Annotated in this window: 12 protein-coding genes; 6 read left to right on the top strand and 6 right to left on the bottom strand. The window is 37.0% G+C overall.

From position 1 onward, the window contains the following. Positions 1–110: 110 nt before the first annotated feature. Genes B091_RS0106635 through B091_RS0106615 form a run of 5 tightly spaced genes read left to right on the top strand, consistent with a single transcriptional unit; the run spans position 111 to position 5,485 of the window. Positions 111–1,175, top strand: a complete 1,065-nt coding sequence (locus tag B091_RS0106635; protein WP_018109229.1) for a DUF1573 domain-containing protein — start codon at positions 111–113, stop codon at positions 1,173–1,175. A gap of 24 nt (positions 1,176–1,199) precedes the next feature. After that, positions 1,200–2,300, top strand: coding sequence for a methylmalonyl Co-A mutase-associated GTPase MeaB (gene meaB, locus B091_RS0106630; RefSeq protein WP_018109228.1), 1,101 nt, complete (start codon positions 1,200–1,202; stop codon positions 2,298–2,300). A 33-nt stretch (positions 2,301–2,333) separates the two neighbouring features. Continuing rightward, the gene (locus B091_RS12710; protein ID WP_018109227.1) at positions 2,334–3,167 is read left to right on the top strand and encodes an AAA family ATPase; all 834 of its coding nucleotides are present in this window, start codon (positions 2,334–2,336) and stop codon (positions 3,165–3,167) included. Between the two features lie 3 nt (positions 3,168–3,170). Then, entirely contained in the window at positions 3,171–4,193 is a 1,023-nt protein-coding gene (locus tag B091_RS12705; RefSeq protein ID WP_018109226.1) for a DUF4435 domain-containing protein, read from the top strand. A 29-nt stretch (positions 4,194–4,222) separates the two neighbouring features. Continuing rightward, positions 4,223–5,485: a mechanosensitive ion channel family protein gene (locus B091_RS0106615; protein ID WP_025069506.1), complete on the top strand. Its 1,263-nt coding sequence runs from the start codon at positions 4,223–4,225 to the stop codon at positions 5,483–5,485. A gap of 129 nt (positions 5,486–5,614) precedes the next feature. Here B091_RS0106615 and B091_RS0106610 read toward each other — a convergent pair whose 3' ends face one another. The 3 genes from B091_RS0106610 to B091_RS0106600 form a co-directional block, all read right to left on the bottom strand. Then, a complete protein-coding gene (locus tag B091_RS0106610) occupies positions 5,615–6,673 on the bottom strand; it encodes a DUF4831 family protein (protein ID WP_018109224.1) in 1,059 nt (352 codons plus the stop codon). A 48-nt stretch (positions 6,674–6,721) separates the two neighbouring features. Continuing rightward, positions 6,722–8,125 carry an NAD(P)H-hydrate dehydratase gene (locus B091_RS0106605; protein WP_018109223.1) on the bottom strand — a complete coding sequence of 468 codons (1,404 nt, stop codon included), beginning with the start codon at positions 8,123–8,125 and terminating at the stop codon, positions 6,722–6,724. A 192-nt stretch (positions 8,126–8,317) separates the two neighbouring features. Beyond that, entirely contained in the window at positions 8,318–9,169 is an 852-nt protein-coding gene (locus B091_RS0106600) for a helix-turn-helix domain-containing protein (protein ID WP_018109222.1), read from the bottom strand. A gap of 263 nt (positions 9,170–9,432) precedes the next feature. Here B091_RS0106600 and B091_RS0106595 point away from each other — a divergent pair, with 263 nt between their 5' ends. After that, positions 9,433–10,269, top strand: a complete 837-nt coding sequence (locus B091_RS0106595; protein ID WP_018109221.1) for an alpha/beta hydrolase — start codon at positions 9,433–9,435, stop codon at positions 10,267–10,269. On the opposite strand, the gene B091_RS11865 is transcribed toward B091_RS0106595, so the two are convergent. The 3 genes from B091_RS11865 to B091_RS0106580 form a co-directional block, all read right to left on the bottom strand. Beyond that, a complete protein-coding gene (locus B091_RS11865) occupies positions 10,240–11,634 on the bottom strand; it encodes a S41 family peptidase (RefSeq protein ID WP_018109220.1) in 1,395 nt (464 codons plus the stop codon). The genes B091_RS0106595 and B091_RS11865 overlap by 30 nt on opposite strands. A 67-nt stretch (positions 11,635–11,701) precedes the next feature. Further along, positions 11,702–13,144, bottom strand: a complete 1,443-nt coding sequence (locus B091_RS0106585) for a Na+/H+ antiporter NhaC family protein (protein ID WP_018109219.1) — start codon at positions 13,142–13,144, stop codon at positions 11,702–11,704. Positions 13,145–13,260: 116 nt separating this feature from the next. Next, complete coding sequence (locus B091_RS0106580) at positions 13,261–13,695, bottom strand: hypothetical protein (RefSeq protein WP_018109218.1); 435 nt, start codon at positions 13,693–13,695, stop codon at positions 13,261–13,263. Positions 13,696–14,181: the final 486 nt, after the last annotated feature.

Below are 14,181 nucleotides of genomic sequence, written 5' to 3'. Positions count from 1 at the left end.
AAAACGCATTTTATTTCATCTTTAGCCAAACTATTTCAAGAAGACTAGAATAGTTTGGCTAAAAAACCTATTTTTGTATGTAAACGAACATCCTAAAAAACTAGACATTGATGAAGCGCATATCTTTCGTTATAATTCTATTTCTCCTAAGCTCAATTCAGCTTATGGCACAGGCACGTCTGACTGCAAATATAGAGTCTTATGATTTTGGTCAGATAGAATGGAACAAACCTGTTGTAATTGATTACATTATTACCAATACGGGTGATCAGCCCTTAATACTCTCTAATGTTACAACTTCTTGTGCTTGTAGCGTGGCTTCATGGCCTCAGGATGCGATTGACCCTAACCAAAAAGGAGTAGTGCGTGTAGCCTTTGATGCCAAAGCTTTGGGTAGTTTTTATAAAGAGGTTTCAATTTATAGCAATGCTAATCCTGATATGGTCTTTTTGAATTTTACGGGTGAAGTAGTCCGTGAGATTACAGACTTTAGTAGATCTCATCCTGTAAAGATTGGTGATATTCGCTTAAATTTAGACTCCCTAAATTTTGGAGATGTAAAGGTGGGAGATAAACCTTCCTTTAAGATAAGTGTAGTCAACGAAGGCAGTAGTCCTTATGCTCCAATTCTTATGCATGCGCCTTCTTTCTTTACTGTAAAATCGTCAGATCTTTATATTCCTAAGGGTGAAAAAGGAGAGATTGAAGTTACCTTCGATTCAGAACTTTGGCCTACTTATGGGCTGTATGCTTCTGATGTTTATTTGTCTAGATTTATTGGTGATAAAGTGGGAGTAGACAATAAAATCCCCTTTTCGTTTACCTTATTACCAAACTCAGGAAACAATACAGAAAGTTCAAATGTTAATAAACCAAGGATGGAACTTAATCGTACCAATTCTGATTTGTCAGTAATTCTTGCTCATAAAGATAAAGCTTCTGGATCTGTTATGATAACAAATAAAGGAATGGGAGACTTGAAAATTCTAAAGTTACAAACCTTTAGTCCAGCTGTTAAGTTATCGCTTAATAAAACAACATTAAAAAGTGGAGAGACTGCTCGCATAAAAATAAAAGTGGATCAAAACAAGATAATAAGTAAGAAAGACAGCTTAGACTTTCTTATCGTTACAAATGATCCGTTTGCTCCGAAATCTCTCATACAAATAAAATAGTAAAATATAAGAATCGAATTTGTTATGGAAAAGCACCCCGAAAATAATGAAGAATACAAAGGTCTGAAAGTAAATAGGGGAATAGATCGCCCTGATACCGTTAGTCCCTACCTGAAAGCTAAACGTGTCCGTAAAAAAGGATTGTCTATTGGTGATTATGTTGAGGGAATTGTTAGCGGGAATATAAGCGTACTAAGCCAGGCTGTAACATTAGTCGAAAGTGTTAATCCCGATCATCATGCTATTGCCCAAGAGGTGATAGAGAAATGTTTACCCTATTCGGGTAACTCTGTTCGTATCGGTATTAGTGGAGTTCCTGGTGCAGGTAAAAGTACCTCTATCGACTCCTTTGGTATGCACGTACTCAAACAAGGTGGAAAACTAGCTGTATTGGCCATTGACCCAAGTAGTGAGCGTAGTAAGGGAAGTATCCTGGGTGATAAAACCCGTATGGAACAACTCTCAAATCACCCCAACTCTTTTATTCGTCCTAGCCCCTCGGCTGGTTCATTGGGTGGCGTAGCTCGTAAAACAAGAGAATCTATTATTCTTTGTGAGGCAGCTGGTTTTGATAAGATATTTGTAGAGACCGTTGGTGTGGGGCAAAGTGAAATTGCAGTACACTCAATGGTTGATTTCTTTCTTCTAATCCAACTTGCGGGTACAGGCGATGAGCTTCAAGGTATCAAGCGTGGTATCATGGAAATGGCTGATGGCATTGTTATTAACAAAGCTGATGGCGATAATATCGATAAGGCTAAGCTTGCAGCAACTCAATTTAAAAATGCATTACATTTGTTTCCTGCTCCTGAATCAGGTTGGACGCCTCAAGTCTTGACCTACTCAGGTTTCTATAATTTGGGAATCAAAGAGATTTGGGACATGATTGATGAGTACATGGTTTTTGTTAAACAGAACGGATACTTTGAACATCATCGCAATCAGCAGAGTAAATACTGGATGTATGAAACTATTAATGGTGCTTTGCGTTCTAATTTCTACAACAATACGATAATCAAAGATATGCTAGCCGATTATGAGAAATCGGTATTGAGTGGAAACGTAACATCTTTCGTTGCTGCTAAAGCATTACTTGATGCTTATTTTGGTAAGATGGGAAAATAAGAGAAGTGTTATAACCTTTAATGTTGACTAACTATGGCTAATGAATTTGCAAAATACATAAAGAGTATTTCTATCGAGAATCTCTGGAATAAACTTACTGTTAAGTGGGATTTACATCGGGATGTCAATATTCTCTCGGGAATAAATGGTGTTGGTAAAACTACTATTCTTAACCGTATCGTTAGCTTTTTAGAACAACATGAGGGTGATGTGTCTTCAACACTGCGTCCTGTCGAAGGAGTGAGTGTGACCTTTGATCAACCCGAGGCCAAGTTCATAGCCTACAATGTAATTCGTAGCTATGATAGGCCTTTAATGTTGAAAGAGGTAGCACTTAAGGTAGACAAGGATATCCTCTCGGAACTTGATTGGCAGCTTTATCTCTTGCAGAAAAAGTATTTGGATTACCAAGTTAATGTGGCCAATCGTATGATTGACTGCTTGGGTAGTGATGATCCTGAAGTCCGTGCTCAAGCAGCATCTTTGGCAGCAAATAAAAAACGTTTCCAAGACATTGTTGACGATCTATTTTCTTATACCGGTAAATTTATTGATCGGAAGCGTAACGATATTGCTTTTCGTAAAGACGATATTTTATTACTTCCTTATCAGCTCTCTTCAGGTGAGAAGCAGATGCTTTTAATTTTACTGACTACCTTAGTTCAAGATCAGCAATACTATGTTATGTTTATGGACGAACCTGAGGCTTCTTTACATATTGAGTGGCAGCAGAAGTTAATCGCCATAATAAGAGAAATTAATCCCAATGTGCAGCTAATATTGACGACACATTCTCCTGCTGTAATTATGGAGGGTTGGATTGACAATGTTACTGAAGTCTCTGATATATCGTGCCTAAAGCAGTAATACATGGCGAAGTCATTAAAAACGAACCTATCATCCGACTATCTTAAAGCAGCTCAATACCTTTACTCAAAATCAGCTCGTAAATGTATTGTAGCCTATGTTGAGAGTTATGATGATGTTGCCTTTTGGCGGAACTTGCTAGAGAAGTTTGAAACTGATAAATACTACTTTAGAGTGATGCTGCCTTCGGCCAATACGCTGACTAAGGGCAAGAAGATTGTTCTACTCAATTCGATTGGATCTTCGCAACTAGGCGAAAGCTTGCTTGCTTGTGTCGATAGTGATTACGACTTCTTGTTGCAAGATGCTACCCATATCTCTAAGGAGATCAATACCAATGCTTTTGTTTTCCATACTTATGCCTATGCTATTGAGAATTACTTCTGTTTTGCTGATAGTCTGCATGAAGTGTGTGTGCAAGCCACACTAAATGACAACGAAATATTTGACTTTAAGCGCTACCTAGCTGAATACTCTCAAATCGTTTATCCTCTTTTCTTATGGACCATTTGGTTTGCTCGTCAAAGAGATACACAAGCCTTCCCCATGCATGTACTCAATAATCTGACTCGTATCTACACCTTTCAGGTTAGAGAACCTCAGAAGTCTTTAAATCGTTTGCGTGATAAGGTTGCTCAGAAGCTAGCCGAACTAGAGCGAAATTACCCCGAGTATGTCCAACAGGTCGCTCAGCTTGAGCCAGATCTTAAGCAATTGGGTTTAGAGCCCGACACGACATATCTATTTATGCAGGGTCACCATATCTTCGATCATGTAGTAATGCGAATAATCAAACCAGTATGCTCCATCTTGATTCAACAGCGTGAGCGATATATCGAGCGTTTGGCTGTACACAAAGAACAATACAATAACGAATTAACTGCATATCAGAATAGTTTGACTGATATAGAGCAAGCCTTGAAGCGAAATTTTGGCTTTAATAATCTTTTTGCCTATCATTGGCTTTATTCAGATTTGAAGAGTTTTATGGAGAATCTGAATGGTGGCTCTCTAGCTACAGATTAATTAAATACTAACTTTTAACTTTTTGAATTATGAATGAAACCCTGAATACTATATTTAATATGTTTGTAAATTGGGGCTTCTCACAAAGCTTATCTGGGATTTTATCTAAGGTGTTATTGCTTTTAATACTTATTGGTGTTGCCTTAGTGGTCGAATATATAGTTACTTTTTTAGTCTTAAGGTTGATTAAAAGAGTGAGGTCAAGGTTTCCTGCCAATAGTTTCTTTTATTTTGTTACTGCTCCAAAGATAATTAAGTCTACGGGGCGTCTGATTACTCCATTCATTCTGATCACTCTGTTCCCGCTCCTTTTTACAGTTGAGCTAGATAAGCTTATGCAGTTTTTCTTAAGACTCTGTAATGTTTATATTATCGTAGTTATTCTGCGTGTTATTACCTATGTTATGACAGCTATTTATGAGGTTTACTCTGCTAAGGAGGAGCTAAAAAATAGGCCATTGCGGGGTATTCTCCAAACTGCTCAAATTATAGTCTTAATTATTGGTGCTATCATTGTAATCAGTGCATTTACAGGTAAAGAACCAGGCTATCTATTGGCTGGTCTTGGTGCTTCAGCCGCAGTATTTATGTTGGTGTTTCAAGATAGTATTCTTGGAGTGGTCTCGGGAATTCAGCTATCGGCCAATAATATGTTGAGTGTGGGCGACTGGATCACGGTTCCTAAGCATGGTGCAGATGGTACTGTGATTGAAGTAAGCTTGAATACTGTGAAGGTTCAAAACTTTGATAAAACAATAACAACTCTTCCTCCATACGTATTGGTAAAAGATTCTTTCCAAAACTGGAAGGGAATGGTCGACTCCAATGGGCGTCGTGTTAAACGACACATCAATATAGATATGTCGAGTGTGAAGTTTTGCTCTCAAGAGATGATAGAGCGTTTCAAGAAGATTGATCTACTTAAGGAGTATATCTCCGAAAAGCAAGAAGAGATCAATGCATATAATCAAGCCTATAATGTCGATACTGATTTGCTTGTGAATGGAAGGCATCAAACAAATCTTGGTGTGTTTCGTCAGTACATCACACTCTATCTGCAGAACAACTCACGGGTAAATAAGAATAGTGGATTCCTCTGCATGGTAAGACAACTTCAGCCTACCGAGATCGGTATTCCTCTTGAGCTTTACTTCTTCTCGGATACCAGTAGTTGGGTACCTTATGAAGACTTGCAGTCGGATGTTTTTGATCATGTATTGGCTGCAGTATCAGAATTTGATCTGCGTGTCTTTCAAAGTCCTACGGGTTATGATTTATCTAAATTAAGCTGATAACTCAAAAGCTTGTTATGATTGACTGTTAATTACCTCTGTGAGGTAAGTGTAAGTATAAAAAGATGGTGTCCTGACAAAGGTTTTAGCTTTGTTAGGACACCATCTTTTTATTAGTATCGGCTACTTCTATAAATCTTGTTGGCTAACTTTAATCAACCCTCCAGTGGTTGGGTTAAAGATAGCTTGTACTTTGCTCTTCTTGTTAAATAAAGCTGGAGCTAGGTATTCAAGGCTACCAAATTGTGTTACGGGTAAGTCACCTTGAGTTATAATGTTTCCATTGTATTTGATAGTAACATTTGCTTTACCTGGAACGTTGTAAGCTATACCTGTAGTTTTCTTTTTATTATCTACTGGAGGTAAATTTACAGTGCGCAGATCTTTGAGTGATAGGTAAATTGGTTCTCCTGCTAAATCATCACTTTCTATTACACCTAGTTGAGTTGAGAAACGGCAAATAACTGAATCTACTATATCAGCTTTAGGCTCAATGTCAACAGTAAACTCTTGCGAAGACATGGTTGTCTGTCCCTTGAATAGAGTAAGTAAAGACTCTTCTTGGATTGCTAAGTTGTCAAGCATTAGCTTCAATTGATTTCCATCTTGAGGTGTGTTTTCCGCCTCTCCACGTAGCAGACTGTTACGACTTTCTCGGATTGAGTAAATTTCTTTGGCAACCAGCTCAGCCATTTTAGCTGTTGAGCTAGCTACTAATATCTCTTCTGTGAAATAATTACGTGGATTGGGTAATGCCTTTTCACTGCTAGCTTTAGGTTCTGTTCTAACTTCTTTAGAGCCGTAAGGGACATTAATGGCTTCAATAAGTCCATCTTTAGTTAGCGATAGGAAAGGTGCAACCGTTTTATCCTTCATTTCGACAAAGAATATTTTGTCAGGATCAGGTACACCTATTGATGAGATAGCCACCTTGTCTAATTCCCAATAGTTTTTAGGTTGTAATTGTACTCCTTCGATATGGAGATAGGTACTTGCATATTTTGCGAACTCACCAGGAGTATAACGCTTGTTATTTGCAGTAAGGGTTAACTCAATTTTCGTTTTGGGTAACGTATAGGTTACGCCATACTCCTTGCCTCGCATAACTCCAGTTGTAACTTTTGTTTGTGCAGCAAGTGTGAGTGAGCTGAGCAAAATAGCTCCTATTATAAGTGATTTTTTAAGCATAATTGTATAAATTAAAACAGATATTTATTTAGGTGTTTTCCTTTTTTACTAGACAAAGGATATGGTATGCATTTCTTTTGACTTCTGTTCAAGCTCTTTCCATACAAAAGAGAGATTATCTACAATATCATTAGCAGTCATACTAATTGTTCCTAGTTTTTGCGCTGCTAGTTCTCCTGCTCTGCCATGGACATATGCACCAATAATTAAGGTGTCTTTCGCCGAATAACCCTGAGTCCTTAAGCCAAGAAGTATCCCTGTAAGTACATCACCACTTCCAGCAGTGGCCATGCCTGAGGTACCTGTCGGATTCATAAAAAAGTCTCCATCAGGAAATATTATAAATGAGTATGAACCTTTGAGTAGGATGTAGGTTTGTGTCTTACGCGCAAACTCAATTGTTCTTCTTAAACGGATATATGAATTATTACATTTCCCTATTAATCTTTCGATCTCGCCAACATGAGGGGTTAAGATAGCGCCAGCGATTTGATTTTGTAGCTCGGTGTAGTTCGATAGAGCATTTAATCCGTCAGCATCAATGATTAGAGGAGTATTGCTTTGTCTATTTTGACTTATAAGGTGAGCAAAAGCCAAGTCGGTCTCTTCTGCCATACCTAATCCAGGCCCAACTGCAACAGCATTGTATGGCGTAGTATCTAACAGTTGAGAGAAGCATAGTTCATTCGAATCACTATCGACTATTGCTTCGGGAACAGTAGTTTGATGAATTATACGATTTTGTGCTGGTACATGTAAAGATAGCAAACCTAAGCCACTCTTCAAGGCTGCTTTAGCCCCTAAACTGCAAGCACCAGCCATACCATAGGAGCCTGCAATTAATAGACCGTGCCCGAAGGTCCCTTTATGACAAAACCTTTTTCTGGGTTTTATCAGTTCGACTACCTGTTCTTCTGTAATAAAGCTAACGTTGTTTTCAGCTTGAGGCTTTTGCTTAAGTGGCAAAATACTCCATTGGCCTAGAAATTGTTGATTTTCGTCAAAATAACAAGCTAAAGGAGCCTCTTCTATAAGTAGAGTATAGTTTGCCCTGACTATCTGGTTAGGATTATTATTTGTATTATCTCCATTGAGTAGGCCCGAAGGGGCACCAATAGAGAGAACAGTAGAACTAGAGCTGTTGATAAGACGTGTAACAGCGGCAAAGCCTCCACTAAGAGGCTCTTGATTCTCAAATCCAAAAAGAGCATCAATAATAAGTGTTTCTTCACTCAGTGTTGGAGGAACAAACTGCTTAGTTATTTCTTCTATTTTGATATTGGGCTTATCCATAAACTTAGGCAGAGTTATTGACTCATGTCCCAAAATATTAAATAGATAGATAACGGTGGATTGATTAGCAGTAAATGGCTCTATAATTTGATGAATGCTATCATTATAGAACGTACTGTTTAAAAATATAACTACGTTATGTGAATAGTTGGTATCCATACTTTCTTCTAAAATCGTCTTTTAAATAATTGTATGTATATCGTTTTGACGATTACACCAATTAAAATGCAATATAAATATTATTCTTTATATTATAAATTCTATGCTCTTATAGATTACGTACATCTATAAAATAAGGCATAGTAAAATTTACCATGCCTTCAAGTTTTTATTAGCTTGTGAATAATATGATTATTCGGTTACAGACTTTCTTATTTCTCTAGGTGTAATACCAAACTGCTTTTTGCAGTAAGTAGAGAAATGAGATGCTGAAGAGAATTTAAACTCTTTAATAATTTCAGAAAACTCAATATCAGGAGTTAGCAATTGAGCTTTAATATGTTTTGCTCTTTGTTTAAGAATCCAGTTGTAAGGAGAGTCATCGAAATGTTCTTTAAACTTTCTGTTAAACGAGCGTAAAGAACATCCAAATAATACCGAGAGGTCTTCCACTGTTTTTACCTTCTGATAGTTGGCTATTACAAAGTCTTTGAAGTTTACTGTTTTGTTTAAGATGGGTGAGAAGAAATTAATCATCTCCTCTTTTTTGTAGAAACCCCTAAAAATAAAGAATACCTCTTGAAGCTTGATGCTGTGTATATGGCAGCATTGAAGTCTGTAGTTCAGATAAAAATCCATACTTTCAAGTACTTGCTTCATACCCTCGTTTATAGGAAGGCCTAGATATTCATTTTTCTCAATCGGGAACTGAGTGTATAAACTTTCTAACACTAACTTATCGCATACATTGACATGTTTGTCAAAGTATAATAGGTAGATGCTTGTATTTGTAATCGCTTTCCCAATGATATTGCTATTTTTAGAAAAAGCTACCATTGTGTTGGCTTTATAAATGCGATAATCAAAATCATCGCTGCAGATTTCTAATGTGCCTTCTAATACAAATAGAATATAGTGTAGGTCTTGTTGCTCAACTTTAAACTCCTCATTGGAATTGAAAGTATGTCGAGTAAAGCCTAAATTATGCTCTTGATCAACATAGTTAGGGCAGGAAAGATGTTCCTTAATATAAAGTGTTTTCATTTTTAATGATAGTTTCTATTTTTCCTCATCTAAATCCACTTGCAAAAAGCTAGTTATCATATATATACTCAAATTACTTATTTATGGATTAGGATGGATACGTTTCTTAGTTAGTTGTTGCAAATATATAATTATTATCTGATATATCTCATGATAATTCAAATATATGACAGTTAATTATAATAAATCGGCGATATTTTTTATAGATTAGTGCCTACAATGTAATCTTAAAATTATTAACTCAAGAATATATCCTTAAATACATGGTATTTACAAGCAAATTCAACTTAATTAAAGTCTCTCTATTACTTCTTATCCTTTTTCTGAAACTACCTTGTTATTCTTCTAATGTTGAGGAGGTTGTAATCAAAAGTTCGGGTTTTAGCTATCCGGTCAAAGTTACTGTTATTTCACCCACATCCCCTGAGTTAGAAAGTGGTATGGTGGTGCCTACAGTCTATTTACTAAATGGTTATGATGGGGATCATCAGTCGTGGTTAAAGTCAGTTCCTCACTTGGCTCTCTTAGCTGATCGGTATGGTCTGAGAATTATTTGCCCCGACGGGCTAAATAGTTGGTATTGGGATAGTCCTAAGGAGAAGGAGATGGCTTATGCTTCTTTTTTTGTTAAAGACCTTATGCCGCAATTGCGATTAATTTATAATTTACCAGATAAGAGAGAGTTGACTGCTATTACAGGTTTTAGCATGGGAGGTCATGGTGCCTTTTGGCTCGCGGTGCACTATCCTAATCTATTTGGTGCTGTTGGTAGTATTAGTGGCGGGCTCGATTTAAGAGGATTTAAGACTAATTGGAATCTTCGTGAGCATCTAGGACCTTATAATGAAAATGAGAAGTTATGGTCTAATTATACCGTAACTTCTCATTATTCTGAGCTGCAAAAACATAAGTTTGCAATTATCTTTGATTGTGGTGTTGATGATTTCTTTTATTCTGCCAATATGCAGTTTCATAACTTACTACTGGAGCATAAAATCCCTCATGATTTTATCTCTAGGCCAGGGGCTCATACGCACAGTTATTCAGCTAATTCAATAGAGTATCAACTTTTATTCTTCCATAAATTCTTCCATAAATGAAGGATTTACCACTAAATCGTTCTGCCTTCTCAAATCAACCGAGTTTAAGATAAATCTCAATTCCTGTGTTGCTGATTGACGAGTCTTGGCTCTAGGGAAATCTCCATTAATTAGCTGTAGTGCACGGTTGATTAGAGGATCTTTATCATCGCCTATCTCTTCAAAAGGATACATTTCCTCTACTTCAAAATTACTGTTTAATAGTGTGTTATTTGCAGTGTATACTCCAGGCTTAAAACCTTCGGCATAGTCGGATTGGTTTTTACTATTGTAGATTTGACAGACTATAGGTTGCATATGCCAGTTACCTTTATCAAATCCAATGGACCCTACGTTTTTTCCTACGGTAGTCTTTCCGATAACATTCACTGTCATGTAGGTTTTTAAGCTATTTATTACCAGCTCAGATGCTGATGCAGTACTTTCGCTGGTTAATATATGGATACTTTCTAAGTTTAGGTTAGGTGCTCCTCCGAGCAGTGCTTCGGATGTCTCGATGTCAACTTTTTGATTAATCTTATCACTATACTGCATATATCCCACACTTTGACCTACTATTGATGCGGGGCATAATATTGAAAGTAAAACTTCTGCACTACTTACCGCACCACCATTATTGTATCGTAGATCTAGTATTAAATCTTCTGCCCCTTCAAGCTGATATGCAGCATCGCGGAGTGCTTGGTCGTAGTCTTTCTTAGCATTTGAACCTCCTGGAGTAAAGTGATTATACATAAGATAGCCCACCTTACCATTATTAAGTCTGCTAACTTTATATACAGGGTTGTCGTTAATTGATCTAGCACTCTCTATTATGACCTGAATTTGTTGAGTATAGTTTCGGTTGATAATTAACTCTGCTGCTGGACCACCTAAAAGCAGTGATGCATTAGATCTAGTTATGGGTGTTCCATTAATCGTTTCGATTAGATCTCCTCTAAGCAATTTTGCTTCACTAGCTGGTGAATTTTCACTGATATATGTTATTAGTCCATACATCTGAGAGTTTTGGCCTGTAGCCAGAACAAAATCAAAACCATAACTATAATTGGTTTGAGCAATACTTCGGGTTTCGGCTTGTTTTGAACGATCTTCTATATAAGAAAATGGTACTTTGTTTCTTCCGTCTTTTTCGCTCAGTAGTTTTCCGAAAAAAGCTCGGGGTTCATCAAAAAAGTTAAGTGTATTTGCTTGGGGGATATCTGCGTACCAATAATACCACTTTTCCATGTTGGTATAAATCCAATTTTGAGTTTCTTGGAGCTTGTCTGCCTCGCTCGAGCGGTTTTCGCCACACGACGAAAATGTCAGTATACCTATTATCATAAATAGTATAGGACGTATTTTTGCTTTAGTAAATATCATATTGCAATATAATTTTAGACATATAAAAGCTAAAGTTAAATGAAATGTTCGAATATTAATACCAAAACTAGGATTTGTAGCTTAGCTTACTCTTGATTTTATAGCCAATAGCCGCAATAAATATACTCATTAGTGGGCTGATGTAGTTGAAAAAGCAATAGGGGAGATATACCAATGTTGGTGTGTTGAGTATTGTTGCATGTGTCATTCCGCAGGAGTTCCAAGGTATAAGTACGGATGTGACTGTTACAGAGTCTTCGGTGGTTCGGCTAAGCAGTCTGCTTTCATACCCCATCTTCTTATATACCTCCTTAAACATATTCCCTGTTAAAATGATTGAGATATATTGATCAGCTGTTGATAGATTTAAGAATAGACCAGAGAACACAGTTGAAGATACTAGGCTCAGTCTGCTTTTTATCATTCTCGTAAATGCAGAGGTGATGCTTTGAATCATTCCTCCTGCAATCATGGCTCCACCAAAGCACATAGCACATAAGATTAACCAAACGGTGTTTAGCATGCCTTCCATACCTCGTGTGGCAACGAGTTCGGATAATATTTCATTTGAAGCACCAATGCTTGTAGCACCGTAGAGCGTAAGCATTACGCCTTTAAAGAGATCTCTAGCTTTGTCTGTTAAGTCATAGTTGGCTATTTCGAGAAATATATCTGCTTGAAATATCAGGCCAAATATTGTGGCTAGCATAACCGATAAGAAGAGTGTTATGATGGAGGGAACTTTGCGTGCAATCATTATTCCTGTCAAAATAGGGACCAATAGCAACCAAGGTGATATGTTAAATCGGTGATCTAAATCAGTAACAAAAGCTTGTATGGTGCTGGTGTCACTCTCTGTTGAGGTAAATCCAGCTATTCCAAATATGATAAGTGTAATCACCATTGATGGTACAGTAGTAATTAGCATATAGCGTATATGCTGGAATAGGGGGGTGTCGGTAATTGATGAGGCCAACACAGTCGTGTCGGATAGAGGTGAAATTTTATCTCCAAAATATGCACCCGATATAATGGCTCCAGCAATCCAACCTTCCGAAAATCCTTGAGCCTTACCTATGCCCATTAGTGCTAGTCCTATAGTAGCAATGGTTGTCCAAGAGCTCCCCGTCATTACCGATACTAATGCACAAATAATGCAAGTTGAGGCCAAGAAGAATTTAGGATGAATTACCTGGACTCCATAATATATCAATGTAGGAACTACACCACTAATCATCCAAATGCTACTCAATGCTCCGATTATTAGTAATATTATTAGAGCTGTACTCACTCCTGTAATGTTTTCAATCATGGCAAGCTCAAAATTTAACCATTTGCCCTTATAGAATGCCATTCCGATAAAGACGGCTACTGCCGTAGACATGAGTATGGCTATTTGGCTACCGCCTGAGAGTGCGTCACTTCCGAAAATGGGAATGATAAGGGTTAATAAAAAAATGAGTGTTGCAATGGGAACTAGTGAAACAATTACTGAAGGTTGTTTATTCATGACGCTGTATAATAATAACTATTTTGGCGTCAAAGGTATAATATATATGCTTGTTTTTGCATATATATTATAATTATTTAATTAAATATCCTTGCAAGTGTATATTAATACATTGTTTATTGATGTGATACTTTATTCCACTCGCGTATAAACTTGATACCTACAATTGTAAGTGCAATGGAGAGTCCGATGTAGAATGGTGCAATAAAGGTATTGGGTAGTAGGCTGAATCTTCTAACCGAGAAGCCAAGGCCCATCATAAAGAACATGATTCCCCAACCACGGATGTCGAAAAAAGTAAGTGGATGGTTTCGATGATTTAGATCGAGTATGCGATCTATGTATTTCTTTGATAGAGGTCTAAATATTATAAAGTTGAATATACAAAAAGTGACAATAGCGAAGAATATCTTGTAGATTAGTTTCATATCGGTTATTAGCCAAGTTTGAACCCCTGTTGCAAATACACTTATTCCTGCGAAGAACCAGGTTAGTGTGCATATTAGAATTAATGTTTTACGGCTTACGTAATATTTAGGTGTTGAAGACATTCTTGATTTATTAAATAGTTATGCTTTCAAAGATAAGAAATTATATCCGATGCTTAAGCCATATGTATTATTCGCTATTGATTGGATTAGGCGCTGTCTTGTTTTACCACCTACTGGTTTGACCACTTCGACTTACTCGGAGCCCCCAAGGGAGTAGCTCATTTTATATTTCCACCGTAGTGGTTTTGCTGCACCAGTACAGTAATAAAATAAACTGTATATAATAAGGAGTAGTAAAGGAGGACTTGTAACCCCCATTAAAAACTATGTAAAATTATTTCATATGCTAACCTGTGGATTGATAGCTTGTTATGCATAAGCCTCTAAAATCTATTCAAAATAAGTGCAAATGCATTTGGAATTCGCAATCCTATGCTATACTTTTGCACTCGCTTTGTAAGAGACAAGGCCTCGAGGTTAAGGCCACGAGAAAATGACATACTGGCAGAAAAGAAGTTAGAGATTTTGTTTTTAAAGTTTTTGTAG

Origin of the sequence: Bacteroides propionicifaciens DSM 19291 = JCM 14649 (assembly GCF_000375405.1) — a bacterium.
GTDB classification, from domain to species: domain Bacteria; phylum Bacteroidota; class Bacteroidia; order Bacteroidales; family Bacteroidaceae; genus Bacteroides_E; species Bacteroides_E propionicifaciens.
The sequence above is the reverse complement of the archived record's forward strand: the minus strand, read 5'-3'. Positions and strand labels throughout refer to the sequence as shown.

What these genes read in the sequence shown, in the direction of transcription:
- B091_RS0106595 (WP_018109221.1), top strand. Translation starts at nt 9,433, where the DNA reads ATGGTATTTACAAGCAAATTCAACTTAATTAAAGTCTCTCTATTACTT.
- B091_RS0106615 (WP_025069506.1), top strand. Translation starts at nt 4,223, where the DNA reads ATGAATGAAACCCTGAATACTATATTTAATATGTTTGTAAATTGGGGC.
- meaB (WP_018109228.1), top strand. Translation starts at nt 1,200, where the DNA reads ATGGAAAAGCACCCCGAAAATAATGAAGAATACAAAGGTCTGAAAGTA.
- B091_RS12710 (WP_018109227.1), top strand. Translation starts at nt 2,334, where the DNA reads ATGGCTAATGAATTTGCAAAATACATAAAGAGTATTTCTATCGAGAAT.
- B091_RS0106585 (WP_018109219.1), bottom strand. Translation starts at nt 13,144, where the DNA reads ATGAATAAACAACCTTCAGTAATTGTTTCACTAGTTCCCATTGCAACA.
- B091_RS0106605 (WP_018109223.1), bottom strand. Translation starts at nt 8,125, where the DNA reads ATGGATACCAACTATTCACATAACGTAGTTATATTTTTAAACAGTACG.
- B091_RS0106610 (WP_018109224.1), bottom strand. Translation starts at nt 6,673, where the DNA reads ATGCTTAAAAAATCACTTATAATAGGAGCTATTTTGCTCAGCTCACTC.
- B091_RS0106635 (WP_018109229.1), top strand. Translation starts at nt 111, where the DNA reads ATGAAGCGCATATCTTTCGTTATAATTCTATTTCTCCTAAGCTCAATT.
- B091_RS12705 (WP_018109226.1), top strand. Translation starts at nt 3,171, where the DNA reads ATGGCGAAGTCATTAAAAACGAACCTATCATCCGACTATCTTAAAGCA.
- B091_RS11865 (WP_018109220.1), bottom strand. Translation starts at nt 11,634, where the DNA reads ATGATATTTACTAAAGCAAAAATACGTCCTATACTATTTATGATAATA.
- B091_RS0106580 (WP_018109218.1), bottom strand. Translation starts at nt 13,695, where the DNA reads ATGTCTTCAACACCTAAATATTACGTAAGCCGTAAAACATTAATTCTA.
- B091_RS0106600 (WP_018109222.1), bottom strand. Translation starts at nt 9,169, where the DNA reads ATGAAAACACTTTATATTAAGGAACATCTTTCCTGCCCTAACTATGTT.